The following is a 23943-nucleotide window of genomic DNA, read 5'->3' on the forward strand; positions in this document are numbered from 1 at the left end:
GATTGTCTCCCCATCCGGGGAATCCCACCGGCGGCGTCGAACCGCCTCGTCGGCCACCCCCGATGGGGTCCGAAAGGGATGAGCGGGATCGCCGCTCGTCGGTTGATTTCTCAGACGTCGACGCGGAAGCCGATGTCTTCGCGACCTGGTGTCGCGTTCCAGGACATTGTCACCATTCCGGAGACGACGTCGCCTTCCTGCAGCGTCGCGCCTTCGATCATCAGGTAGTTCGTCGTGGCACTACCGGACGCGGAGACGGAGTCGGCACCCGTTGGGCTCGATCCGTTCAGCATAACGTCCTCGACGGTGATGCTGGCGTCTGCGTCGCGGGTCTTGACTGTCACCCCGATGCCATCTGCGACTGGGAGCGGTGCGTCATCGACCAATACCTCAGTACCATCGACGTTCCACTTCGCGTCACCGCCGTCGATGGTGAGCGAGAACGGAACCGCCTGGCCGTTTTGCCACGCGTAGTTCTCGTCGCCGGAGTGGATCGGAAGGTCGTCGGGATCTCGGATATCGAGTTCGCGGTTCGCGGCGCCGCCGCCGTCACCGTAGATACCGCGGGCGTGCCAGCTGGGCTCTTCGAGTTCCTCTTCGGCCTTGCCCCAGCCTTCACCCTCGCGAGTGACGACACAGGGGTTCGTCAGGCCATCGTTGTGGCGTTCCTGTTCGGCGTAGAACGAGAAGTCGAACTCTACAGAGTCCGTCTGGATCTCGTTGCCGACAGTTGTGGGGACCTCCCACTCGAAGCAGACGCAGGTCTGAGCGGTGTTGGGTTCGTCCTCGACGAACGGGGTGTCGACACCCTCGAATGCGGGTCGGTTCGCCACGGGGGCGTCCGGGTTGCCATCGCCGTACAGCGGAACGCCCGCCTGCAGCGCCGCCATGACCTCTGCGAGCGACCCGGAGACGATCTCCTCGTTGGTCTCGCCTTCGGTGCAGTAGGACAACGTGACCTCCATCGCGTCCGCAAGTTGTCCATCGTCGGGAATCTCGCCGAACAGTTCCTCCAGTGCGGCTTCCTCTGGTTCGGTCGTTCCGTTTTGATCGTTCGCTGTCAGCTCCCCGCACATCCACATGTAGGCTGGGTTGTCGACGATGGAGAAGCAGAACTCTCCCTCACCGGAGTCGCCAGGTTTGAGGTCGACGACTTGGATGCTGAGCGGCTCGCCTTCCTCGAGCGAGATCCCAGTCTCTTCATCAGAGACGCTCTCACCGATTACCCCGCCCTGCACGTACGTCCCTGCCGGGGTGGACCACTGTGCGAACGAGCCCTGATCTTCAGAGTAGTCAACATGGACATACAGGTCCAGTTCACCCGCGGTGAGGCTGTTGCCGACGAAGCTCTCCTCGTCGCTGAAATACGCCGTCATTCCGAGTCCCGCGCCCGCGGAGGCCACTCCGACTGCGCCAAGACCGACCAGTACTTTTCGCCGCGAAAGTCCGAATTCTTTGTCTGCCATGTGTTTTTCTCCCCGGTACATTGCCACCTGGTGGCCCTGTGCCGGTACGACCGATACTGGCCCTCCTATGGGGATAGTTACGAGCAGCCACGTCACCGGCTAATAATAGGCCAGAATCGTCTAAGAGCCCGATAGACCCGTCTACGAAGTGCTTAGACACCCCGGCTGGAGGTCCCTACCACACGGATGGGACACCCTACCGTCCGAATCGGAAGACCTACCAACCGGTCCGACGTTCCTACTTTCAACACCCACAACCGTGAATAATTCGTTTGGACGGGATTCGACCTCGGAATCCGAACTGCGAGCTCTTCGCCCACGGGAAACAATGTGATGGCGTATTCATGCCGTATCGGCTTTCTACTGCCTGAATTCGGCGTATTGGCTTATTGTGTCGGATCAGTGGGCGTCCCGAAACCTTCCGGTAGTCGGTCCATGTATATCCCCTCGTCCGACGAACTACCCTCCAGAACACCGGCGGCCTCCGGTGGTGAGATTTCAATGCAGCTACGCACAACAGACATTCCGGAAAGCCAGATCCACACGATCCTCTCGAATCCCCGACGCACGCGGGCGTTGCGCCACCTGTATCTCGCGGGCGGGACGATCACGGTCAACGAACTCTCACATTTGATTGCCGAACACGAGACCGGAGAGTCGCCACCGCCGAAGAACGTCAGGGAGAGTGTCTACATCTCCCTCCACCAGACTCACCTCCCGAAGCTACACGATCTCGGCGTGGTCGAATACGACCGGGAGACGAAGCAGATCAAATTGAAACAGAAGGCTCGCGACGTCGATCTGTACATGGAGGTGGTCACCCGGCACGGGATCACCTGGTCGGAGTTCTATCAGGGGCTCGGGATCCTCTCGTTGCTTGCGATCCTCGCGAGTCTGCTTTCCGTCCCCGGGATCTCCGCGATCGACCCACTCCTGCTCACGAGCGGGTTCCTGGCGCTTTTCGCCGTCGTGACGCTGTACCAGCTGTGGACCAACCGGTGGTTCTACCTCTCGACGTCCGGCTGACCGCTGGACGCCGGCGATGGCCCGCCCCAGTCCGTGGGAAGATTCAAACCGTTCGTCCGGGAACGTCCACCCGATGAAACGACCCGAGCCGTCCGAGTGGAAGGATCGCGACAGCTACCGCAAACAGATCCTCGCGACCGAAGAGGAGATCGGCTTCGACGGGAACCTCCTGCAGGTGGTCGAGATCCCGCCCGGCGAACACGTCGAACCGCATTACCACCGGGAAACCGAGGAGGTGTTTTATATCCTCCAGTCCGGCGGGACGCTCGTTATCGACGACACCGAGATCACACCCGACGAGGGGGAGGTCATCATCTGTGAGCCGGGGGACGTCCACGAGGTCACAAACGAGTCGGATCGTCCGTTCCGAATCCTCGTGTTCAAGGTGAATTTGACTGACGACGACACCGTCTGGGTGTAGTTGGTCGGGCAAGCACCGTCGCTGGTGTTCCGAGGGGTCGAATGCTGGCCCATTTATATTTCTCCCGCCGAAGACACAAAGCATGGACTACAGTTACACCGGGGACGCACATCGGAGACTTGTCGAGTCCTACGAGGCGGACGAGAGCCCGTTTCCGACGTGTGACTCGCCCGGGTTCCCCCGTCGGGATCATCTCCGGGACGAGATCGTCCTGTTGAAGAAGCTGGTGTTTCCGCGGTGCTGGAACGCCGGGTCCCTCGCCGCCGACGAGGAGGCCACCCGTGCTGCAGTCACGGATCTCGGCTCGATCTGCTGTTCGGGGATCAGTCCGTACGTGACCGACGAACTCTCCCACACTTCGGGGAACCCCGATGCGATCGTCGACGCGGTGCTCGACCGACTGCCCGAAATCCGGGAGGCGGTGAAAAAGGACGTCGAGGCCGCCTACAAGGGCGACCCCGCCGCGAAGAGCTACCTCGAGGTCGTCCGGTCGTATCCGGGAGTGCACGCCGCCCTGGTGTACCGGTTCGCTCACGTTCTCTACGAGGAAGGCTCCCCCGAGTACGCCCGGGAACTAAGCGAATATGCCAAGACCGAAACCGGGATCGACATCCACCCCGGTGCGGAGATCGGCGAGTACTTCTTCGTCGATCACGGCACCGGGGTCGTCATCGGTGAGAGCGCCACTGTCGGGGATTGGGTTCGGCTCTACCAGAACGTCACCCTTGGCGCGCTCCACTTCGAGGAGCAGGAGGGCGAAGAACACATGTTGAAAAAAGGATACAAACGTCATCCGGACATCGGGAGCCACGTCGTGATCGGTGCCGGGACCAACGTGCTCGGACCCATCAGTGTCGGCGATCACGTGAGCATCGGCGCGAACTCCTGGATCACCGAAGACATCCCGGACCACACCAAAGTCATCGTCGCGGAACACCCCAAACAGGTCCGAAAACACCAGGAGTGACACCGTCTCCCCCTCGAGAGTGAGGCCGCCTCCCGCAGCTACTGTTCGGCGTCGACGGGTTCGGCGGCCGGTTGTTCGTACTTTTCGCGGAACTCGTCGATGAGCTGGCCCATCTTGGCGTACCAGTCGTTCAACATCCGCTGCATGTCGTCGGCAATCTCTTCGCCGTCGACGGGACGATAAACGAAGTAATAGCCACCCTGGTCGTAGTTTTTCTGCTCTTTCTGGACGAATCCGGCCTGCAGCAGTCGTTTCACCGATCGGTACGCCGTGGATCGCTCTCTGTCGACCTCCGCTGCGATCTCGTCGACGGTCATCGGCTCGTCGCTCTCGACGAGCACCCGAAAGCAGTTCCTGTCCAGTTCCGTCAGACCGTGAAAGCAGTCGAGAACTCCCTCACACTCCATGTCCCGACGGAGCATTTCGCTGAGTGATTCCGGCATGCCCGGGGTTATGCGACCCTCCGTCAAAACACTTGTGTACGGTCGAAACAAGAGCGCAGTTCGGGAACGGTCAGACCGAATCTCGATAGAGCTGCCTCACCGCAGGCGATACAGCGCGTACATAAGTGCGACGAGGGCGCCCCAGAACACCACGGCCGCAACTGCGAGTCCGGACACCGAAAGGAATCCCGGCGCGGGAACCGAAAGCGCCACCACCAAGATCACCAGCAGTACGGCCACGATCGCCAGTACGGCCCCGATTACCTGTATCAGTGCCTCGGGATCGCCGAAGACTGACGGCTTCGTCTGCGTGCTCATATACGATCGTTTTATCCGAGTCCAAAAAGAACCGTCGTCTTTTCTTGCCACGCGGTAACTCACGCGTCGCGATCGCCGACTACCCACTTGTGGGAGTAGGATTCGCCACAGGAACACTGTGCGTACGCGTGGATCACGTCCCCCTCGGCGTACAGCCCGCCGACCTCCTCGTTTTGCTCTTCTGCGAACGCGAACACGAACTCGGGTTCGTGGTCGCCTTCCTGGTCGGGAGCAGAGTCGCCGGGGGCAGAGTCGCCGGGAGCAGCGTTGCCGGTATCGATCTCTCCCGCAACCGGACAGACGCCGCTGTCGAGCCGCCGTCCGATCGTTCCCTCCGTTCCCATCGCTTCCTTTGCAAACTCCATCGCGTCTATGCCGGTTCCGGCGGAAAACGCCTGTCGTCCGTTCTCGCCCGGAACCACGATCACGACACCGCTGTCGACGCTTTCTCCGAGATCCGTGAGACTTTCTGCCCCCTCGAGGTGGGCGTCGCTCACGAAAATCGCGACGTCGTCGAGCCGCTGTCCGGCGAGAAATCCATCGAGTTTGCTCATATCCGAACGAGACGCCGCCGACTTAATTCGGCTTCGATGGACAACTGGTCTCCGTCAACGATGGAGTCATCGATCCGTTTTCCGAGGGTCAGCCGAACCGATCGAGCCCCACCTGCCGATGGAGCGCTCCCGGTGGGTCACGAATCCAGGGGGAGCGTTCCGCTCTGGCTGCTTCGGGATCGATCGTCGGTGTACTCTCCCGCTCGAACGCGGGACAATCGGTACCACAGTCGGTTCCCGGGTCGACGACGCGATCGAACTGGCTGCAGTACGGCCGACAATCCTCGGTCGCTTCGACGTGTGTACACTCCGGGTACGCATCCGCTTTCGGCCGCCACCCCTTCCCGTAGGCACGTTCCGCGATGGTGAGCCGCCTCCGCCGCTTCTCTTCGGGTCCCACGATGGCGACGTCGGTTCGCAAGGGCCGGCGATCGACCGGTTCGACCCCCGGTTCGTCGACCGGCAACGGAGACGGATCGCGCACGACGGTTCGTTCCCCCGTTTCCGGATCGAACTGCCAGACGCCGACCGCATCGGGGATCCTGTTGAGGTGAGCACGGGTGACGTGAGAGTTCGTTGCCATCACGACCTCGTCGAACAGCCCCACTGTCACGTCGTGGGTGAGCTGTCTCTCGAGATCCCCTGGCTTCGCGAGGTCCGGTTTGTTTTCGATCGCGGTCAAGCGGTCGTACCATCCCTCCGGATATCTCGCCGTCGCTCGCACCCACTCCCTTCCGTCACGACGCTCGATCTGGAAGTAGCCGGCCTCGACTGCCGTCTCGACGACCCGCCGGGCGTGGGAGCTCCCGTCGAGAACGTCTCGTCGCGGCACTGCCTGTCCGGCTCCGACGTCGCTTTCGATCGCGCTGGTCGGTACCGCATTCGGGGAGAGCCGAGCCCGCATGTCGAACTGATCTCCCGGCTGCAAAACGACGATGTCGACGACTCGAGCGCCCGGCCGAGCGACCGCCCCGCCGAGCTGTCTGGCGACGATCGTCTCGGTTTCGGACTCCAGGTGCGAACACAGCGCGAGTTCGAACCGGAACTCGTCCATCGTGGTAGTGCAGGACGCGCGATCGGATAAACCGGTCGACGCGGCCTCGACCGGCGACACGGCCTCGATCGGCGACGTGGCTTCGATCGTCGAGGGCTCGCCGGGGGGACCCATCCGCTGACGAAACCCGTATGGCCGGTGACCCCGTATCCCGGCCATGCGATCGGTAACTCGGAACGCGGTCCTGCTCGCCGCGATTCTCGTCGTCGGACTGCTCGCGCTCGGCGCGCTTCCGAGCTACCTCGGCACCGGCGACCCGTATCATCTCGTGTTAACGGAGACGGACGACGACGGAACCGCCGTCGACGTGAGCGACGTCTCGGAACGTCGGTATCCGTACCTGACGAGCGCGCTCGTAAGCGACGACCTGCGATCCGACCCGTATCAGACGGGTCCGTACGGCCTCAAGGAACATTTCACCCACACTCCATTCGACGAAGTGAGCGCGCTCGCACACCGCGTTCCCGAGGCAGAAACGACGGACGGCCGCGTTCGGATCGAGATAGACGACCGTCGCTACTACGCCGAGGTGGTTCAGGAATGACTGACGAGACCGGGGAGCCAACGTCAACTGATCGACGGCGGGTCGAACTCCCCGGGGAGCCGGAGTGGCCAGTTGTCGAGTCGCGAGTCGAGTACGAGACCGACTGGTTCCTCGGCGGATACGACCTGGTGGAACAGCCGGACGGCACGCGGAAACGCTACTACTGGGCCGAGCTTCCCCCCGCGGTCGTCGTGATCGCGAGAGTCGACGACGAACTGCTCTTTGTCGAGCAGTACCGCCCGACGATCCGCGAGACGCAACTGGAACTGCCCGCCGGTATCGTCGAGGCGGGGGAGTCGTTCACGACGGCCGGGGCTCGAGAACTCGAGGAGGAAACCGGCTTTCGCCCGTCGTCGACGGCGCTTCTGGAAACGGTGTGGTGTTCGACCGGGCTGTTGCGACATCACCGGGGCTACGTGTACGCCGAGGGCCTGGAACCCGGGAATCGGGAACTCGATTCGAACGAGTTTCTCACTCTCCGGACGGTCCCGATCGACGACGCCGTCCAGACGGTTCGGGAGGGGTCGACGAACGACGCGACGCTTGAAGGGTTGCTGGTCGCGGAGTACGATGGCGTCCTCGACGAGTGACTGAACGCCGAAAAATGAAATCGGACCGTGGGCAGAACTGTTGGGGGAGTTCTCAGTACGGCGTGAGTACCGAGATCGTCGTGCCGATGACGAACAGTCCGATGACGAGTGCGCCGACGAACACCAGCATGTAGCCGAACGTCAACGCGATCGACCGGAAGTCCCGGGGTTTCCCGAGGAACCACCCGAGGACCATCACGTACACCGGCAGCATGATGATGCCGAAGATCACGTACAGGCCGATGTGGATTGTTTCGTGCGCCATTATTCTCCCTCCGTTCCGTCGGTCTCAGCGGTCGGTTTAAGGAGTTCCCGTTCTTCCTTTTCCAGTTCGATCATGGGGATCACTTTCGTGATGACGAGGAAGCCGAAGCCGGCGAGCATGATCGTTCCGAGGAACAGGATCCACTCGACGAGCGTCGGCGAGTACACGCCAGTGGGGTAGAGGTTCGTGAGCGGCGGCTGGGTCGGGTACATGAGCCCCTCGACGACGAACATCACCTTCTTGTTCAGGATCGTGATCGCGAGCAGTGCGGAAACGCCGACCAGCAGTGGCGTGTTGAAGAACCACTTGGGCCAGCCGATCATCCCGAACAGCAGCACGACAGAAAGCACCAGGCCGCCGATTGCGATCCAGAAGAAGTTCAATTCGAGCATTCCGGCAGTGAGTGCGCCGATGTTGACCGGTGCGATGTAGTAGCCGGTCAATACGTCGTGCATGGTAAACCAGATCGTCCCGAGCGCAAGGAACGCCAGCACGATCGTGAGATCACGCAGGATGTCGTCTTCGATCATGTCCTGCCAGCCGTAGGCCTGCCTGAACACGACCGTCATGATGAGCACGAGCGCGAGCGCGCTGGTGATCGACTCGGTGAGCATCGCCGCGCCGGCTGCGGCCCCGTACCACCCGGGCTGGGCGGCGATGAGGCTGAACAGCCAAGGGACCACACCGCCGGAAAGCAGCGGCACCAGCGCCAGGATCGCGACCGCGAGCCACCAGAGGATCTGATCGATCTTCTCGTCTTCGTCCGGGTTGTAACCCAGCGTGATGAGCGCGTACAGCGGCGCGAGCCACTTGGGAAGCCGGTGACGCACCGCGCTGATTTCCGAGCGCAGTGAGAGCGTCATGTACGTCAAGGTGAGCACGAGATACAGCGAGATGACCGCGATGTCCCACGCCAGCGGCGAGTGATGCACGGTGAACGGCCACTGGACGATCGTGTTGAAGATCCGGTCGGGTCGCCCCATGCTCAACACGATGTTGAGCGCGGCCATCGCGAGTGCGAGCACGGTGAGCACTTCGGCGATCCGTGCGATCGGACGGTATTTGTCGAGGTTGATCACCCGGACGGCCGCGGAGATCGCGATCCCGCCGTGGGCGACCCCGATCCACCAGACGAAGCCGCCGATGTACAGCCCCCAGGGGACGCCGCCGGAGATTCCCCAGTCGCCGATCCCCGTAACGGCACCGACGCCGTAGGTGATCTGGTGGACCCATGCCTCGAGGAACAAAAGGAGGGCGAGCGTGAACAGTCCGAGGAGAATGTAGTACTCCCGGGAGGTGTTCTGGAGCGGTTTCAACACCCGTTCCGGGTCGATCTCGACGCCGCTCATGCGGCATCACCCTCCTCGCCGTCGGCTGGTGCTTCATCTTGCGCCCCGACGTAATCGTAGTTCCCGTCACGCATGTTGAGCTCCTCGTAGGAGACGGGTCCCTGGACCGGCTCGGCGTCCTTCGAGGGTCGCTTGCCGATGTAAACGATGTTCGGCTCGTTGCCGACCTCGTCCAGCAGCCTGTACTGGTTCGACCCCTCCTTCTCGCGGAGGTGTTCGCGTGGATCGCTGTCGCGATCGTTCATGTCGCCGAAGTGAATGACGTCGACCGGACACGCCTGCTCGCACGCGGTCGTTCCCTGGAGTTCCGGATCGTCGGAGTCCTGGCGGTGGACACAGTAGGTACACTTGCCCATGACGCCCTTCGGTGGGTTCCCGCCGACTGTTCTCCCGTCACGGCCGACTCGATCGCCCTCGAACTCGCTGCCGACGACCTCGTTCGGTTCGTCTTTCCCGAGGTAGTTGACCCCGTACGGGCAGGCCACCTGACAGTACTTGCAGCCGACACACGTGTCGTAATCGGTGAGAACAATGCCGTCCTCGGTGCGCCTGTACCTCGCTTGCGTGGGGCACACGTACGTACAGGACGGTTCCGAACAGTGCTGGCAGTGGCGAGTGAGAAAGTCTTCGCGGGTATCTCCCGCGTGTTCGTCCTCGTATCGGAAGACGTACGGCCAGTGGACGCCGATGTCGGTGTTGTTCTCCTCCTTGCAGGCTTCCGAACACTGGAGACAGGCGATACAGCGTTCGGTGTCGATCGCCATCCCGATCTGCGTGTCTGAGTCCGGATTTCCATCGCTTTCGGAACCGTCGTCGGCGCTGGCGCTGACACAGCCTGCAAGCCCCACGGCGGCTGCCGCCCCGCCCATCGCTTTCAGTACGTTGCGGCGGGTCTGGTTTCGGTCGCCCGGGACTCTCGGCATCGTATTGTCCGGTTCGGGATCGGGCTTCGTCGGGCGTTCGTCGACTCCAAACTCGGCTTTCACTTCGTCGCCGTATCGCTCGTGGAACTCCGCTTTCGAAAGTTCACCCTCGGCAATACGCAACGCGTCTTTCGAGATCTGCTTGCCGAGTTCAGTGTCGAACTCGGTGGAGTCGAGGATGTCCTCCGCCCACTCCTCCCACTCCGGATCTCCTTTTTTCGGTGGCAGATCGGCCATATCAGGTGTAAGGACTAGCTATCTACTTATTCATTCACCCATAGCTATGGGTGACTTAAATATACAGCTCTTTAGGTGCCTCCTCTGTCTTCGACAAACCTCGAGTTTTGGACGTGTCCACATGGAAAGCCAGCACCGGTGTGGGACCAGTTTACAGGGAACTCACAAACAGTGTCGGATCCGTTTACCGAGAAAATCGATCGTGCTCGGCTCCACCTCTCCTGGAATCCTGTTTCAGGGACTCTCGTCCGTCTCGATAGAGAACTCCGCCCGAGGTTGTCCCGTACACGTCAGCACGTAACCGTCCTCGATTTCGTCGTCGCTCAGTACTTCGTTGTCGGTCATCTCGACGAGTTCGTGTCCGTCACCGTCGACGCGGGCCGAACATTGGCCACACACACCGACGCGGCACTGATATGGGAGATCCCAGCCCTGTTCTTCGCCGGCCTCGAGCAGGTTCTCGGTTTCGGGGACGTCGATCGTCTCTCCCTGCTTTGCGTATTCGACGGCGTGTGTTTCGACGTCGTCGGTTTCGTCGTCCGCTTCGTCCTCCTCGTCAGCGTCCTCTGCGAGTGCACCCGCCATCCCCGTCTCGAGCGCGAAGTCCGCCCGGGGCTGACCAGTACACGTCAGCACGTAGCCGTCCGAGATAGCGTCGTCGTCGAGCGGATCGTAGTCGTTGTTGGTCATCTCGACGAGTTCGTGCCCGTCGCCGTCGACCTGCGCGAGACACTCGCCGCAGAACCCGGATCGGCACTGGTATGGAAGCTCCCAGCCCTGTTCTTCGCCGGCCTCGAGCAGGTTCTCGTCCCGCGCCACTTCGATCGACGCCTCCTGTACCAGATATTCGATGTCGAACGGACCGGGATCCGCGTCGTCGTTCTCCCGCTCATCGTCGTCAGGTTCGGGGACAGTCTGACCTTCGGGTTCGGGAAACAGCCCGACACAGCCCGCAAGCGCGATCGAACCGCCGGTGGCGACCACACCCAGCAGGTTCCGTCGTCGAGTCTCCGACGGTCGACGGTCGCACGGTCCGGCGTTTTCACATCCATCTCCAGAGCACTGCTCGGATCGAGAGTACTCCGAATGTTTCCGATCCATAGCTATCCTACGACGACGAACGCTCATAGAGTTTGGCATCTCTGTCAATTATACAGGTGTTTTTAAAAACCGGCCTGGCGAGACCGAAAATCGAGGGATAGTTCCGGAATTTCCGGGACTACTAATAAATCGCTCCAATATTGAGAAGTACTGACAGGAGGCGGGAGGTGATATCTACAAGCGAGTGAGTACCAGTGCTTTCCCCTCAACCCATCCGATATCACGGCGTGACCGTACGGGTGACCGCAAGCGACACGGGACCTCCGAGTGCGCTTCGTCCCGGGCGAGGTGAGTGACCATGTCCGGGAACGTCACTGGTGAAGCGGACGTCGTCGAAAAAAGGGACGAAACCGCTCCAGAAGGGGAGATACTCGGACGGGAGTTTACCGAAGACGGCCGCGTATTGATCTCGTTTTCGGTTCCCGAACCGGCGGACGTGATCACCATCCTCAACTGCGGACAGAAGAACGACCTCGATATCCAGAACGTCGGGGTGATCGATCCGAGCAGCTCCGACACCTGTCCCGTGCACGTCGATATTGGGATGCTTACACAAACACAGTGGGAAACCCTCGAACTCGCCTTCGCCAAGGACTACTATCAGAAACCGCGCGGGACGTCGCTCGAGGAACTCGCCAACGAACTCGGAGTTTCGAAATCCGCCGTTTCGCAGCGACTCAACGGGGCAGAACGGAAACTCGTTCAGGCGGTGTTCCAGAGTATGCCTCTCGATCACGGAACCGATAGGTAGGGAGACTCCGACCGTTTGCGGCATATTTTGCTGTCACGAGTTGTACGTCAACAGGAGACAGTATTCTAAGTCTGCGGGAATCTACTGCAACTATTGAAAGGGTGGACCTGTAAGGTATATTCAAATGAGTATCCAACGCACTGCTCCAGAGACGACCGGGCATCTTCGCGCGGTTCTCCGTGTGGAACCACACCCAGAGGCCGGCTGTTTCGTCGCTCAGATCGGCGAGGAAAGCGACGAGGTGACCCACGATCTCGTCTGCTGGGACGCCGACTGCGCGAACTGCGAGTGCCGCGCAGAGATTCAGGTCTCCAGCGGTTCGACGCGCCAGTTCGTCGCCGGTGACGTCAACGATCGGTGTATCTGCCCGGTGTTTAGGCGATACGACTGTCTGCCTTCCATCGAATCTTTCGACGGCGCGGAACTCGTCGTTTCGCTCATCCTCCCCGACCGGGAGGAGCTGACGGAGATCGTCTCGGAACTGCGCGAAGTCGGCGCGGCTGTCCAGCTCGACAGGCTCACCCGGTCTTCCTCTGAGGGTCAGGAGAACGTCCTCGAACTCGAGGCCAACGGAATCACCGAAAAGCAGCGCGAGGCGGTCCGGACGGCGATCGAATGTGGCTACTACGAGACGCCGCGCCGGGCGGATCTCGCTGACCTCGCCGAGGAACTGGACGTCTCCCGTTCTGCAGTCTCTCAGCGGCTCGGGGCGGTCGAGTCCAAACTCGTCACCGAGCTGTTCCGTGCGGAACACGGTGCCCGCGAGGAGCGCAACCTCGTTCGGGGCGACTGATTTTCGGAAACGGACAAAGGTTTTGCCGGTTCGCCTCCGAGTTACAGGTATGCGATATCTCGTTGCGACAGACGGGTCCTCTCAGGGCGACGACGCGGTTGCGTACGCGGCGACCCGGGCAGCGGCATTCGACGCACAGCTGGAGATCGTTCACGTGCTGACCTCGCGAACCCGATCGGTCGATGGGGAGGCGGTTCTCGAGGACGAACTGGAAGAGACGGAAACCGGGGAAGCGGTTCTCGAAAGGGCCAGGTCGATCGCGCGGGAGGCCGTGGGCCCCTCCGAGGGTGAACTGCAGGTCTCGACGCAGCTTCTCACCGGGCGACCCGCCCACGCCATCGCCGATTACGCCGCGGAGATCGGCGCGGACGCGATCTTCACCGGTCACCGCGGGCTCTCCAGCAAGCGCGAGAAGATAGTCGGAAGCGTCGCCAAAGGTGTCGTCGACGAGGCCGACGTTCCGGTTACGGTCGTCCGCTGATCTCGTCGGCGAGTTGCGCCGACAGCGCCTCGGGGATCGGTTTCTCGCCGCTTTCGACGAACCGGGCCAGCTCCGTCCCGTCGCGTTCGACGACGACAGTCGGAATCCGTTCGACGCCGTACGCTTTCATTTGCGGGCCCGTCTTTTCCCCGTCGTCGGTCTTTTCGACCGGATACTGTTCGATCCGTTCGCTCGGAACGCCGGCGGCCTCGAGTGCGGTCCCGAGCGCCGGGAGCTGGTCTCGACAGTCGCCACACCAGTCACCGCCCCACACCTTGAACGCGAGCCCTTCGGCAGAAAGCGTCTCGACGACGTCGGGGTGGGCGCTCGGATCCCAGTCGGATCCGGGCTGCAGTGTCTCCAGCGTCCGGGATCCCGTCTTCGGAGTTTCCGATTCTTCGGGATTCATACCTTCTCGGATGACCCGGCGAGAGTTAAACTGCGTGGTGAATGGAGTAGGCGAGGGGAACTGGAGGGAACACGACGCGAAGGAACTAACTCGCGGACGGACGAACTCCGTCGGTATGCCCACGTCCGAGGACCCGAACGACGATCTGCAGTACCATCTCGAAGTCGGCCCAGAAGACGTCGCAGATGCGGTGCTACTCCCGGGGAACCCCGAGCGCGTCGACAAGATCACGGCGCTTTGGGACGACAGCCGGGAGGTCGCCTCCCACCGCGAGTACCGCACGGCAACGGGGACCTACGAGGGAGCGCAGATCTCGGTGACGTCGACGGGAATCGGCTCCCCGTCGGCAGCGATCGCGCTCGAGGAACTCGCCCGCGTCGGCGCTGACACGTTCATCAGGGTCGGCTCGTGTGGGGCAATTCAGGAGGATATGGACGTCGGAGATCTCGTGATCACCTCGGGCGCAGTCCGCCAGGAGGGCACGAGCGACGAGTACGTCCGGGAGGATTACCCGGCAGTCGCCGATCAGGAGGTCGTCTCCGCGCTCGTTGCCGCCGCAGAGCGGTTGGGGTACGACTACCACGTGGGGACCACGATGAGTGCAGACTCCTTTTACGCCGGCCAGGGCCGCCCCGGGGTCGACGGCTTCCGCGCGGCGGGAAGCGAGGCGCTCGTCGAGGAACTCCGCGAGGCGAACGTGAAAAACATCGAAATGGAGGCAAGCGCGATCCTCACGCTCGCGAACATCTACGGGTTGCGCGCGGGTGCGGTCTGTGCCGTCTACGCCAACCGGATCACCGGGGAGTTCCGCACCGAGGGCGAGTCGAGGGCGGCCGAGACGGCGAGCCTCGCGGTGAAACTACTCGAGAAGATGGACACGGTAAAGCGAGAACACGGGGCGGACCGCTGGCACGCCGAGCTCTCGCTCGATTGAGCGATCGCCGGAGTGAGCGATCGCCGGAGTGAGCGATCGCCAGAGTGAGCGATCGCCGGAGTGAGCGATCGCCAGAGTGAGCGATCGCCAGGGATCCGCTCGCTTTTAAGTCTCTCCCGCCGAGATGGTGAGGTACCGAATGGCACTTACGAAGCGCATCATTCCCTGTATCGACGTCGATCTCGACGAGGACGGCAACGCGGCGGTGTACACCGGCGTTCACTTCGAAGACCTGCAGTACACCGGCGACCCCGTCGAGATGGCGAAGGCGTACAACGACGCGGGCGCAGACGAGTTCGTCTTTCTGGACATCACCGCGAGCGCCGAGGGGCGCGAGACGATGCTGGACACGGTTTCGGCGGTCGCAGACGAGTGTTTCATCCCGCTCACCGTGGGCGGCGGCATCAGGACGAAGGCCGACATCAAAGAGACGCTCCGTGCGGGGGCGGACAAAGTGTCTATCACGACCGGTGCCCTCGAACGCCCGGAGCTAATAAACGAGGGCGCGGCTGCCTTCGGCAGCCAGTGTATCGTCATCTCCGTCGACGCCCGACGGCGGTACGACGAGGAGGGCGAACACTACGTCGAGGTCGACGGCGAGTCCTGCTGGTTCGAGTGTACCAAGAAGGGCGGACGCGAGGGGACCGGGATCGACGTGATCGAGTGGGCCCGTGAGGCCGAATCCCGGGGCGCGGGGGAGCTGTTCGTCAACTCGATCGACGCCGATGGCACGAAGGATGGCTACGACGTTCCCCTCACGTCGGCGGTGTGTGACGCCGTCTCCACGCCAGTGATCGCCTCTTCCGGCTGTGGCGGCCCGGAGGACATGTACGAGGTGTTCACCGACGCCGGCGCCGACGCGGCGCTGGCCGCGTCGATCTTCCACTTCGGCGAGTATACGATTCGGGAAATAAAGGAGTATCTCGACGAGCGGGACGTCCCAGTCCGGCTGTAGTGGGCGTCGAGACCGGGGAAGTTCGACTGACGCAGAGGTCGTTTTTCACTCCGTATCGGGCGCTTTTCCATCCGGGAACAGCGTCTCCACGTCGACGCCTGACGCGAGCCCGAGCGCAAGCGTTACTCGCGCTTTCGCCGTCGAGAGATCCCCGGCGAACGCGACCCCTGCCTCCGACAGCGTCACTGCGCCGCCGGGGGTTCCGTACACAGGCTCGGTCGTCCCGGCGCAACACCGGGAGCCGACGACGACTGGGAGTTCCTCTGCGATCGACGCGATCGCCTCACCGAGTTCTCCCGTCACGTTTCCGAGGCCGGTTCCCTCGATCACGACGCCGCCGAGGGGGTACTCGTCCTCGCTTGTGCCATCCGCCCGAACCAATCGATGGATCTCCTCGGCGCCGACACCGGTGCCGGAGTGGACGATCGGAACCGGGGGAATCTCCGCTGAGTCCACCCGTCCCAGAGCTGAGACGCTCACCCGTCGCTGGGGGGTGCGGTGAATCCGGACGTCGCCCCGGGTCAGCGTCGCGACCGGTCCCTTCCCGGGCGACCGGAACGTGTCCAGGGCGCTGGTGTGGGCTTTGACGACGTCGCGTGCGGCGTGTATCTCCTGATCGAACGCGACGTGAACGCCCGCAGCGAACCGGTCGTCGGTTGCCGTCCGGACCGCAGCGATCAGGTTCGCTGGCGCGTCCGAGGAGGGCTCGTCCAGCCGGCGCTGGGCGCCGGTGACCACGACCGGAACCGACAGGTCTCCGAGCAGCTCCAGCGCGTATGCGGTGTCTGCGAGGGTATCCGTCCCGTGGGTAACGACGATTCCGTCGACCTCCGACCGGACGTCTTCGGCCAGTTCGGCGGCTGCGAGTACGTCCCGCCATCGCATGTCGAATCCCGGTCTGGAACACACCTCGTGAATCTCGAAGTGGGCACGCCCCTCGAGCGCCGGAACCGCCTCGAGCAGCTGATCGCCGGATTTTGCGGGTGCCGCTCCGCCGTCGTCGGGTTCGGCCGCGATCGTACCGCCGCAGGACAACACCGCGAGGGTCGGGACAGTCACCACGGACCACCGCGCGTTCGTCGGATCATGTTTCGACGTTCGATCGTCAGCCGAAAAGCGTTTGCCGTTGCTCGCGGTGGATTCGGTATGGAAGAACTCATCCTCGACGACGAAGGGATGCTCTCGCCGGTCGTCGTCGTCGCCACGATCCTGCTGATCGCAGGCTTTGCCATCGGGCTGCTGTATCAGTTGATACTACTTGTCCTGTGAAAAACCGCAGTCGTCGTCCGATCACTCGGCCGGATCGAATTCGAGAGCCACGGAGTTGATACAGAACCGCTTTCCGGTCGGATCGGGGCCGTCATCGAAGACGTGCCCGAGGTGGCCGTCACACCGGCTGCATTTCACTTCGATCCTGGACATCCCGTGTCTGGTGTCGGGTTCGGTTTCGATGTTCTCCGCTTCGGCGGCGTAAAAACTGGGCCAGCCACAGCCCGAGTCGTACTTGGTCTCCGCGTCGAACAGGACGATGCCACAGCCCGTACACCGGTAGAGGCCCTCCTCGTCGCGGTCGACGTGGTCGCCGCTAAACCGGGCTTCAGTGCCCCGTTCCCGGAGGATCCGGTACGACTCTTCCTCGAGCCGTTCGCGCCATTCGGATTCTGATTCGGGGAGCTGGTCGGGTCCGTCACTGGGGCCTCGTTCGGCGTCGGTCATCGTTCCGTCTTGGGGACGAACGGGGAAAAGGAGTTCCTCGATTTCTGGCTCGCGTTCCGAATCACGGACTGCCGTATCGGGGGCCCCGGCGGGTGAGGCTCACGAGATCGTGGAGGTCGTCGACGACGTACGTCGGATCCCTGTCGAGTTCGTAATCGCGGCGGTGTGGCCGGCGGATGAACGCCGAGTCGATGCCGGCGTTGTCGGCTGCGGCGACGTCCGACTCGTTGTCGCCGATGAAGAGTGCGGTTTCGGCCCCGAGGTCCGCGAGTGCGCGTTCGAGGTAGTGGGTGTTCGGCTTCTTGAGCCGGAGACTCTCTACGGTGGGTTCTCGGCCGTACAGCGTCCGGAAGTGGCCGTCGAGCCCGAAGTGATCCAGGACGAACTCGACGGTCGCCTGCTGATTCGAGGAGACGACCCCGAGCGGAACGTCGAACTCCGGCAGGACGCGGACGTCCTCGTATGGCGTTTTCCGGCCGGCGGTGGCCTCTCCCTGCTGAATCTCGCTTGCGATCGCGTCCCGGGTGTACCAGAACGTCTCCGGATCCAGATCGTATATCGAACAGACGGAACGGACGTCCTCGGGGTCGACGTCGACGATCACCGATTCGACGTGTTCGGACGAAGGGTCCGGGATGCCGAGCTCGTCGAACGTTCGCCAGGCGGCCTCGACGAGGGCGTCGTAACGGGTCCGACCGACCAACACCCCGTCCTTGTCGAACAGGACGGCGTCGTACATACCACAACTACCGGGACGGGAACCTATAAGCGCACCCGTTCGGTGACGGCTGACTGCGACCGTCGTGGTCGGTCACGCGGTCGCGGGTTCGAGCTTCGAGACGTACGCGGCGAGATCAGTCGTCGTGACGATGCCGATGACGCCGTCGACATCACTCACGACCGGGAGATGGTGGATGTCGTTTTCGATCATCGTTTCTGCGGCCTCGACGACCGGATCCTGTGCGCCCGCCGTTACCACGTCTGTCGTCATGTACCGCTCTACGGGCGTCTGGTCCTTCGGCTTACGTTCGGCAACGATCTGGACGAAGTCGGTCGATGTGAGGATTCCACACAGCTGGTTGTCTTCGTCTGCGACCACGACGGAGCCGATTCCTTCCTCGAGCATCACGTTCGCTGCGTCCTCGACGAGGGTGTCCGGAGAAACCGTTCGAACGGGCGATGACATCAATCGTCCCACGAGAATGTCTTGCATGGGTGTTGGGTAGTGGGACGGTTAATTAAAAAGGGTTCGTATGGCGGTGAGTTAGGACGCGACCCGAGCACCGTGGAAAGCATGACACGGGATCCTCGCGGTCACGAGGGGCACCCGCGCGGTCACGAGGGGCACCCGCGCGATCACGAGGTCGAGGGGGACATCTGGATGTTGAGGCTCTTTTGAATGATCTGGGTGAACGCCATCGAGCACAGGAAATACCAGATGATCCAGATCTGGATCGGGCCGATGATGCCGGTCGTCCACTCGACGGTGCCGGCGATCGGGATGACGATGGCATCGAACGTGCCGTGGGCGTCGCTGCCGCGGAAGCCGACCATCCAGTACATCCACAGGAACGCCGGGATGGTGAAGAACATGATCCACACCATCGGCCGGAACTGCTCTTTGAACATCCCCAACTGATCGGACATGGCTTCCATCTGCTCCTCCTGGATGGCATCGAGCGCCTCGTCGTCGCCGGCCTCCTTGGCCTCTTTGCGGCGATCCTGGATGTCCTTCATCCGTTCTTGGTATTTGGACATCTTGTCCATGTCCATGAGCGCCGCCCGCAGCAGGGTCGAGTACAGCCCGGTCGCTAGTGCGATCACCATGATCACCGCGTAGAACGGCAAGACGTTGTTGATCGGGCCGAGAAGCAGGTGGACGGCGTTGCCGATCAGATCGCGGATGGGCCCCCACGTGTAGCCGACGAAGAACAGAAGCGTCGCCACGAGGGCGCCTTTATCGTACTGCGTCCAGGAGGTCGTGTCCGGGACGTCGACGTCACTTCCCGACGTGTAGTCGCTGTCCTCCTCTTCGAGGCCGTCTCGGGTCGCCTCCTGATCGGCGAGTTCGAACCCTTCCTCCCCGTCGACCAGGATCTCCTGTTCGATGAGGCGACCCCACTGACCGCTGGTGAGGTCCTCGCGGACGTCGATCCACTTTAGTTCCCCATCCTCGGCGCGCTCGAGGACGATCTCGACGGCGTCGCGCATCTCGTCGTCGGTGACGAGCTTGCGGACCCTCCGTTCGATACGACTCATTGTGCCTCCGTAGGAAAAGCGGAGTTAAGAACCTGTTTACTCGAGGCTGGTTCTCCGCTCACTCCCGTCCCGACTCACTCGAGGAGTTCGCTGAGCCGCTCGAAGACTTTGTCGGGCGAGGCCTCGCCGTCGACCTCGACGAGTTCGCCCTGGTCGCGGTAGAACTCGATCACGGGTTCGGTGTTCTCCTCGTAGACGCGAAGTCGCTCCGTGACGACGTCTTCGGTGTCGTCGTCGCGCTGTTCGAGTCGCTCGCGGACGGCCTCGTCGTCGGGCATGTCGAACTCCACGTGGTAGATGTCGCCCGTCTCGGGGTCCACGCGCCGGCCGGTCAGCCGACGGACGAGCTCCTCATCGCTCACGTCGAGATACGCGACGACGTCCAGCTCCGTGATTTCCGAGAGGTACTCCGCCTGCGAGAGGTTTCGGGGATAGCCGTCGAGAACGAAGCCGTCCGCCTCCGAAATCGCGGCCTCGACGATCTCGTTTACAACCGGATCCGGAACGAGTTCCCCGGCTTCCATGTACTCCCGGGGGGTTCCATGCTCCGTCTCCATGTCCTTGTTCGCCCGGAGCGCGTCGCCGGTCGTGATGTGTTCGAGATCGTACTCGGCTGCTAGTCGCTTGCTCTGGGTTCCTTTGCCGGCGCCGGGGGCACCGAGCAACAGCACGCGATGACTCATTTCGTGTGTACCGTTCGAGCCCACGGTTAAAGCCTTGTAGATACTCCTCCGGAGATGTCGACTTCCGGAGGTAACGACTTTTCACCCCCCGCACCAACGTGGTGGCATGACCCGCTTTAGCGCCGACACGCCGACGGAACGACGGAAACTGTTCGCCGACGCCGTCGTCGCTCACCGAAAGCGAGCCAGCCCGTTTCTCACGGTCGAGACGTCGAAAGCCGACGACGAGGAGATCGCCCCGTGGATACAGCTGTCGGAACACACCCTCAACATGGACTGTACTGACGCCGAACTAGAGCGGCTACAGTCGATGCTCGACGACTATCCGGAGTTCAGGATCGACCAACTCGAAAGCCCGGAGAACGTCGACGGGACGAACGTTCGGATCAGTGCACGTTCGGACGCGAACCGGCTCGCGGAGTTCATGGACCGGGCGTTTCGGGAGGTGTATGGTCGAGACGACTCGTACACGGCGTGGGCAGTCGAGGTGTGAGCGTTGCGGTGTGAGCGTCGAGGTGTGAGCGTCGAGGTGTGAGCGTCGAGGTGTGAGCGTCGAGGAGCGGTCCCGATAGCAGTACCTGCGTCCGACACTCAGACGTACTCCCGGGCGTATCCTGCAGCAGCTCCGAGTACCAGGACCGTGAGCGCCAGCACGACGGCTCCGTGATGCTGGATCCAGTCGTACTCGGCTGGGAACGAGTACACGAGGGTCTCGTCGAGCGAGAGGTGCCACACACCGGCGAGGGCGACCAGCGCCACCCCGAGCACGACCGAAAGCCCCGCCACGAGCGGTGGGTCAGCCCGCCCGCGTTCCCCCGAGAGGAAGACGACAACGCCGATCGCGGCGAAGAACCCGATGCCGACAGCGCCCGTCGGCCCCGCCGTGTAGTAGTCCGTGAGCAGGTGATCGGGGGCCTCGATCACCAGTGCGGGAACGCCGAGCACGAGGATCACGAGCAGACAGGCGAGAGCGCCGAGCGTCGAGAGCGTACGCGCTGTGTCCATGCGGTCGGATCAGTCGCCGCCGCTATTGAATGACGTGATCCGTCGAGCGTGTTGTGGGACCGCTGTGTGCTCGGCGACGCGGACGAACGCGAGTCCGACGAGGAGAACCGCCCCCCACAGTCCCGGCTGTAAGACAGGCAACAGAGGACGCAACGCGTTCGAAGCCAGGATGCTCTCGGAAATTTGTCCGAACGTAACGAGCCCGTACGCGTGGACGTGGAGAAACAGGAGTCCCAGGAGCGGTATCTCCGGACGGCCGACGTTTCGGTCCAGTTCCAGCGCGAGCAACACCACCACCGCCGGCAGGAGGATCGTCAGGTCGAACGTGTACGCACGGGGTGCGGCGAGCGGAACGATCGCGATCCCGAGCGCGAACGTCGGGAGGTCTGCCTCCGGCCCGTCGGCGCCGATCGCGAGCCAGATCGTCGACAGTACCAGAAGCGCACGGACGCCGAGGGCGACCGGTTCGATCGCGAGCAACGGCCTGAAGTACGCAGGCGTCCACAGGTGCGGGGAACGGGAGCCGGTGCCCCAGTCTTTCCCCCAGAGCAACACGTCGAGGTAGCCCCGGTGGGTCGCTGGATCGAACAGCAACAGCGACAGCCCGACGAGGGCGAAAAGCGCCGCCATCGCGCCGGCGAACCGCCGGCGACTCCGGAGGAGGTGTGCGCCCGACGGCGCGTAGATGAGTTTGACGGCGCTGCCCAGCGTCGTGAACACGCCGCTGACGATCGCCGCCGATCGACCGTGGCCCTTCAGGTCACGAATCAGCCCGACCAGCGCGAGCGTCAAAAGCGCCGCGAGAAACGTCGACACCTGGCCCATCTTGAAGCCGAACAGTATCGGCTGGAACCCCACGAGCAGCCACAAAAGCAGGAGGCGCTCGAGGGGGTGTACCGAAAGCCCGAACTCCCGTATCGCGATCTGGAGGCTCACCCACAACGCGAGCACCGAGAAGACGCCCCATGCGGCACCCGGGTTCTCGAAGGCTGCGAGAAACGCCGCAAAGACGGGGAGCGCGATCGGCGGGTACAGATAGTTTCCGTGAAAGCCACCCTCTTCGTTGGGTTCGTATATGGGATCGCCGGCCTGCCAGTCCGCGATGGCGATCCGATACGCTCCGAAGTCGTAGTACCGAAACGCCGTCGAAATCTCTGCGCTCCGGAGCACCACGTCGACCAGCGGATACACCGCGATCGCCCCCATCACCAGAACCGCAAGGCTGACGAACGCGGGCTGTTCGTTTCGCAGCGCCCACAGCCGACCCAGTGCCGACATCGCCTGGGAAAACACGTCGACGTGATAAGTGTTTTCGGGAGATTCGCTCCGTTAACGGTCAGCAGTCGATCCTCTCGTGTCTGGCCCAGATCGTTCTAGTCGAACTGAGTATCCGCGAACGAGTACTGTAATGATTTATAAGTATACGATAAACAGTTCACCAGTACATTCATAAGCTACCACTAGATCATGGCTCGGAACCTAAAACCGAGAAATCAGCGCCTATACTGGGTTAAAACAGTTATATAATGAATAATCAGAATACAATGGGTTTAAGTTCTTCCAAGGGTAACTAAGTGTAAGGACGTTCGCGCAGGTTCTGTTATTTCACCAGGGCGTCGTCCAAGAGACATCCATGAGCGAAACAGACACAACCATCAAGCAGTACGCCGACGCCGACGAGCGGGAGCGATCGGACCGCGTCGGTCGAGAACAGGAACAGAGTGACGAACGTCGACGGGTACAGACCTGTCCGGAGTGTGACGGACGTCTCGAGACGGACACCGAACACGGCGAGACAGTCTGTACCGACTGCGGGCTGGTCGTCGAGACCGACGAGATCGACCGCGGTCCCGAGTGGCGCGCCTTCGACAGCGCCGAACGCGACAGCAAGTCGCGGGTCGGCGCGCCGACGACGAAGATGATGCACGACAAGGGGCTGTCGACGAACATCGGCTGGCAGGACAAGGACGCCTACGGTCGGGCGCTTTCGAGCCGCCAGCGCCGCCAGATGCAGCGGCTCCGGACGTGGAACGAACGGTTCCGCACTCGCGACTCGAAGGAGCGCAACCTCAAGCAGGCGCTCGGCGAGATCGACCGCATGGCCTCGGCGCTGGGGCTGCCCGAGAACGTCCGCGAGACCGCCTCGGTCATCTACCGCCGTGCGCTCGATGAAGACCTCCTGCCCGGCCGCTCGATCGAGGGCGTCGCCACCGCCGCGCTGTATGCGGCCGCACGCCAGGCCGGTACCCCTCGCAGCCTCGACGAGTTCACCGTCGTCTCGCGGGTCGAGAAGATGGAGCTCACCCGGACGTACCGCTACGTCGTCCGGGAACTGAAACTCGAGGTCCAACCCGCAGATCCCGAGAGCTACGTCCCCCGGTTCGTCTCGCAGCTCGGCCTGAGCGACGAGACGGAGCGCCGGGCGCGGGAACTGCTCCGGAACGCGAAAGACCAGGGGCTCACCAGCGGGAAGTCGCCGGTCGGGCTCGCAGCCGCCGGGGTGTACGCTGCGGCGCTTCTCACCAACGAGAAGGTGACCCAGAGCCAGGTCGGCGACGTCGCCGACATCTCGGAGGTGACGATCCGCAACCGGTACAAGGAGCTCCTGGAGGCGGACCCGGACGGTCTGTACGACTGATCGATCCCCCGTCTCTTGGGCCGTCCGTCGTTCTCGTTCCTGTTTCCTAGTTTATATTTTC

31 protein-coding genes are annotated in these 23943 nt (G+C 62.6%); 13 read left to right on the plus strand and 18 right to left on the minus strand.

The features are described from left to right. Nucleotides 1–110: 110 nt before the first annotated feature. Complete coding sequence (locus tag AArcSl_RS17390; RefSeq protein WP_245883205.1) at nucleotides 111–1466, minus strand: choice-of-anchor W domain-containing protein; 1356 nt, start codon at nucleotides 1464–1466, stop codon at nucleotides 111–113. A 501-nt stretch (nucleotides 1467–1967) separates the two neighbouring features. Between AArcSl_RS17390 and AArcSl_RS10485 the strand changes: the two genes are divergently transcribed. From AArcSl_RS10485 to epsC, 3 genes are all read left to right on the plus strand, one after another. Then, a complete protein-coding gene (locus AArcSl_RS10485) occupies nucleotides 1968–2492 on the plus strand; it encodes a DUF7344 domain-containing protein (RefSeq protein WP_119818735.1) in 525 nt (174 codons plus the stop codon). A gap of 73 nt (nucleotides 2493–2565) precedes the next feature. Beyond that, on the plus strand, nucleotides 2566–2913 hold the full coding sequence (locus tag AArcSl_RS10490) for a cupin domain-containing protein (protein ID WP_161945935.1): 348 nt from the start codon (nucleotides 2566–2568) through the stop codon (nucleotides 2911–2913). An 82-nt stretch (nucleotides 2914–2995) separates the two neighbouring features. Further along, a complete protein-coding gene (gene epsC / locus AArcSl_RS10495) occupies nucleotides 2996–3880 on the plus strand; it encodes a serine O-acetyltransferase EpsC (protein ID WP_119818742.1) in 885 nt (294 codons plus the stop codon). Nucleotides 3881–3918: 38 nt separating this feature from the next. Here the strand turns inward: epsC and AArcSl_RS10500 are convergent, their stop codons facing one another. The 4 genes from AArcSl_RS10500 to AArcSl_RS10515 all read right to left on the minus strand — a co-directional run bounded on the left by AArcSl_RS10500 (nucleotide 3919) and on the right by AArcSl_RS10515 (nucleotide 6249). Further along, nucleotides 3919–4323 carry a helix-turn-helix domain-containing protein gene (locus AArcSl_RS10500; protein WP_119818745.1) on the minus strand — a complete coding sequence of 135 codons (405 nt, stop codon included), beginning with the start codon at nucleotides 4321–4323 and terminating at the stop codon, nucleotides 3919–3921. A 96-nt stretch (nucleotides 4324–4419) separates the two neighbouring features. Next, entirely contained in the window at nucleotides 4420–4641 is a 222-nt protein-coding gene (locus AArcSl_RS10505; protein WP_119818748.1) for a hypothetical protein, read from the minus strand. 59 nt (nucleotides 4642–4700) lie between these two features. Then, nucleotides 4701–5195: a DUF5807 family protein gene (locus AArcSl_RS10510; protein WP_119818751.1), complete on the minus strand. Its 495-nt coding sequence runs from the start codon at nucleotides 5193–5195 to the stop codon at nucleotides 4701–4703. An 88-nt stretch (nucleotides 5196–5283) separates the two neighbouring features. Next, nucleotides 5284–6249, minus strand: a complete 966-nt coding sequence (locus tag AArcSl_RS10515) for a DUF5787 family protein (protein ID WP_119818754.1) — start codon at nucleotides 6247–6249, stop codon at nucleotides 5284–5286. 157 nt (nucleotides 6250–6406) lie between these two features. Here AArcSl_RS10515 and AArcSl_RS10520 point away from each other — a divergent pair, with 157 nt between their 5' ends. Together AArcSl_RS10520 and AArcSl_RS10525 are read left to right on the plus strand one after the other, a co-directional pair. Beyond that, on the plus strand, nucleotides 6407–6793 hold the full coding sequence (locus tag AArcSl_RS10520; RefSeq protein ID WP_119818757.1) for a hypothetical protein: 387 nt from the start codon (nucleotides 6407–6409) through the stop codon (nucleotides 6791–6793). Beyond that, nucleotides 6790–7383 (plus strand): NUDIX hydrolase, encoded by a 594-nt coding sequence (locus AArcSl_RS10525; protein ID WP_119818760.1) that lies wholly within the window; start codon nucleotides 6790–6792, stop codon nucleotides 7381–7383. Before AArcSl_RS10520 ends, AArcSl_RS10525 begins: the two co-directional genes overlap by 4 nt. Nucleotides 7384–7435: 52 nt before the next feature. On the opposite strand, the gene AArcSl_RS10530 is transcribed toward AArcSl_RS10525, so the two are convergent. From AArcSl_RS10530 to AArcSl_RS10545, 4 genes are all read right to left on the minus strand, one after another. Beyond that, nucleotides 7436–7648 (minus strand): hypothetical protein, encoded by a 213-nt coding sequence (locus AArcSl_RS10530; protein WP_119818763.1) that lies wholly within the window; start codon nucleotides 7646–7648, stop codon nucleotides 7436–7438. Then, nucleotides 7648–8997 (minus strand): NrfD/PsrC family molybdoenzyme membrane anchor subunit, encoded by a 1350-nt coding sequence (gene nrfD / locus AArcSl_RS10535; protein ID WP_119818766.1) that lies wholly within the window; start codon nucleotides 8995–8997, stop codon nucleotides 7648–7650. Before nrfD ends, AArcSl_RS10530 begins: the two co-directional genes overlap by 1 nt. Further along, complete coding sequence (locus tag AArcSl_RS10540) at nucleotides 8994–10157, minus strand: 4Fe-4S ferredoxin N-terminal domain-containing protein (RefSeq protein ID WP_119818769.1); 1164 nt, start codon at nucleotides 10155–10157, stop codon at nucleotides 8994–8996. Before AArcSl_RS10540 ends, nrfD begins: the two co-directional genes overlap by 4 nt. A 234-nt stretch (nucleotides 10158–10391) precedes the next feature. Further along, nucleotides 10392–11258, minus strand: a complete 867-nt coding sequence (locus tag AArcSl_RS10545) for a 2Fe-2S iron-sulfur cluster-binding protein (RefSeq protein ID WP_161945937.1) — start codon at nucleotides 11256–11258, stop codon at nucleotides 10392–10394. A gap of 298 nt (nucleotides 11259–11556) precedes the next feature. Here AArcSl_RS10545 and AArcSl_RS17620 point away from each other — a divergent pair, with 298 nt between their 5' ends. From AArcSl_RS17620 to AArcSl_RS10560, 3 genes are all read left to right on the plus strand, one after another. Further along, the gene (locus AArcSl_RS17620) at nucleotides 11557–12009 is read left to right on the plus strand and encodes a helix-turn-helix domain-containing protein (RefSeq protein ID WP_119818775.1); all 453 of its coding nucleotides are present in this window, start codon (nucleotides 11557–11559) and stop codon (nucleotides 12007–12009) included. Nucleotides 12010–12190: 181 nt separating this feature from the next. After that, a complete protein-coding gene (locus AArcSl_RS10555; protein WP_217563439.1) occupies nucleotides 12191–12802 on the plus strand; it encodes a helix-turn-helix domain-containing protein in 612 nt (203 codons plus the stop codon). A 49-nt stretch (nucleotides 12803–12851) separates the two neighbouring features. After that, entirely contained in the window at nucleotides 12852–13283 is a 432-nt protein-coding gene (locus tag AArcSl_RS10560; RefSeq protein WP_119818780.1) for a universal stress protein, read from the plus strand. Here the strand turns inward: AArcSl_RS10560 and AArcSl_RS10565 are convergent. Beyond that, on the minus strand, nucleotides 13267–13692 hold the full coding sequence (locus tag AArcSl_RS10565; RefSeq protein ID WP_119818783.1) for a YbbN family protein: 426 nt from the start codon (nucleotides 13690–13692) through the stop codon (nucleotides 13267–13269). The two genes, AArcSl_RS10560 and AArcSl_RS10565, sit on opposite strands and share 17 nt — an antisense overlap. Nucleotides 13693–13807: 115 nt before the next feature. Here AArcSl_RS10565 and AArcSl_RS10570 point away from each other — a divergent pair, with 115 nt between their 5' ends. Beyond that, nucleotides 13808–14626, plus strand: a complete 819-nt coding sequence (locus AArcSl_RS10570) for a nucleoside phosphorylase (RefSeq protein ID WP_119821911.1) — start codon at nucleotides 13808–13810, stop codon at nucleotides 14624–14626. A 139-nt stretch (nucleotides 14627–14765) separates the two neighbouring features. Continuing rightward, nucleotides 14766–15581, plus strand: a complete 816-nt coding sequence (gene hisF, locus AArcSl_RS10575; protein WP_119818786.1) for an imidazole glycerol phosphate synthase subunit HisF — start codon at nucleotides 14766–14768, stop codon at nucleotides 15579–15581. A 45-nt stretch (nucleotides 15582–15626) separates the two neighbouring features. Here the strand turns inward: hisF and AArcSl_RS10580 are convergent, their stop codons facing one another. After that, a complete protein-coding gene (locus AArcSl_RS10580; protein WP_394337299.1) occupies nucleotides 15627–16643 on the minus strand; it encodes an asparaginase in 1017 nt (338 codons plus the stop codon). An 84-nt stretch (nucleotides 16644–16727) separates the two neighbouring features. Here AArcSl_RS10580 and AArcSl_RS17625 point away from each other — a divergent pair, with 84 nt between their 5' ends. Further along, nucleotides 16728–16850: a hypothetical protein gene (locus AArcSl_RS17625; RefSeq protein ID WP_281259880.1), complete on the plus strand. Its 123-nt coding sequence runs from the start codon at nucleotides 16728–16730 to the stop codon at nucleotides 16848–16850. A gap of 21 nt (nucleotides 16851–16871) precedes the next feature. Here AArcSl_RS17625 and msrB read toward each other — a convergent pair whose 3' ends face one another. The 5 genes from msrB to AArcSl_RS10605 form a co-directional block, all read right to left on the minus strand. Continuing rightward, on the minus strand, nucleotides 16872–17297 hold the full coding sequence (msrB, locus tag AArcSl_RS10585; protein ID WP_119818789.1) for a peptide-methionine (R)-S-oxide reductase MsrB: 426 nt from the start codon (nucleotides 17295–17297) through the stop codon (nucleotides 16872–16874). A 61-nt stretch (nucleotides 17298–17358) separates the two neighbouring features. Continuing rightward, the gene (locus tag AArcSl_RS10590; RefSeq protein ID WP_119818792.1) at nucleotides 17359–18036 is read right to left on the minus strand and encodes an HAD family hydrolase; all 678 of its coding nucleotides are present in this window, start codon (nucleotides 18034–18036) and stop codon (nucleotides 17359–17361) included. Between the two features lie 72 nt (nucleotides 18037–18108). After that, a complete protein-coding gene (locus AArcSl_RS10595; protein WP_119818795.1) occupies nucleotides 18109–18510 on the minus strand; it encodes a CBS domain-containing protein in 402 nt (133 codons plus the stop codon). A 143-nt stretch (nucleotides 18511–18653) separates the two neighbouring features. Next, complete coding sequence (locus AArcSl_RS10600) at nucleotides 18654–19556, minus strand: DUF106 domain-containing protein (protein ID WP_119818798.1); 903 nt, start codon at nucleotides 19554–19556, stop codon at nucleotides 18654–18656. 74 nt (nucleotides 19557–19630) lie between these two features. After that, nucleotides 19631–20239: an adenylate kinase gene (locus AArcSl_RS10605; protein ID WP_119818800.1), complete on the minus strand. Its 609-nt coding sequence runs from the start codon at nucleotides 20237–20239 to the stop codon at nucleotides 19631–19633. 106 nt (nucleotides 20240–20345) lie between these two features. Here AArcSl_RS10605 and AArcSl_RS10610 point away from each other — a divergent pair, with 106 nt between their 5' ends. Continuing rightward, nucleotides 20346–20732: a hypothetical protein gene (locus AArcSl_RS10610; protein WP_119818803.1), complete on the plus strand. Its 387-nt coding sequence runs from the start codon at nucleotides 20346–20348 to the stop codon at nucleotides 20730–20732. A gap of 98 nt (nucleotides 20733–20830) precedes the next feature. Here AArcSl_RS10610 and AArcSl_RS10615 read toward each other — a convergent pair whose 3' ends face one another. Then, nucleotides 20831–21244 carry a DUF7548 family protein gene (locus AArcSl_RS10615; RefSeq protein WP_119818806.1) on the minus strand — a complete coding sequence of 138 codons (414 nt, stop codon included), beginning with the start codon at nucleotides 21242–21244 and terminating at the stop codon, nucleotides 20831–20833. A gap of 9 nt (nucleotides 21245–21253) precedes the next feature. Then, nucleotides 21254–22522, minus strand: a complete 1269-nt coding sequence (locus AArcSl_RS10620) for a glycosyltransferase family 87 protein (protein ID WP_119818809.1) — start codon at nucleotides 22520–22522, stop codon at nucleotides 21254–21256. 355 nt (nucleotides 22523–22877) lie between these two features. Here AArcSl_RS10620 and AArcSl_RS10625 point away from each other — a divergent pair, with 355 nt between their 5' ends. Further along, entirely contained in the window at nucleotides 22878–23882 is a 1005-nt protein-coding gene (locus AArcSl_RS10625) for a transcription initiation factor IIB (protein WP_119818812.1), read from the plus strand. The last annotated feature ends 61 nt before the right edge of the window (nucleotides 23883–23943 follow it).

Source organism: Halalkaliarchaeum desulfuricum, from assembly GCF_002952775.1.
GTDB lineage: Archaea > Halobacteriota > Halobacteria > Halobacteriales > Haloferacaceae > Halalkaliarchaeum > Halalkaliarchaeum desulfuricum.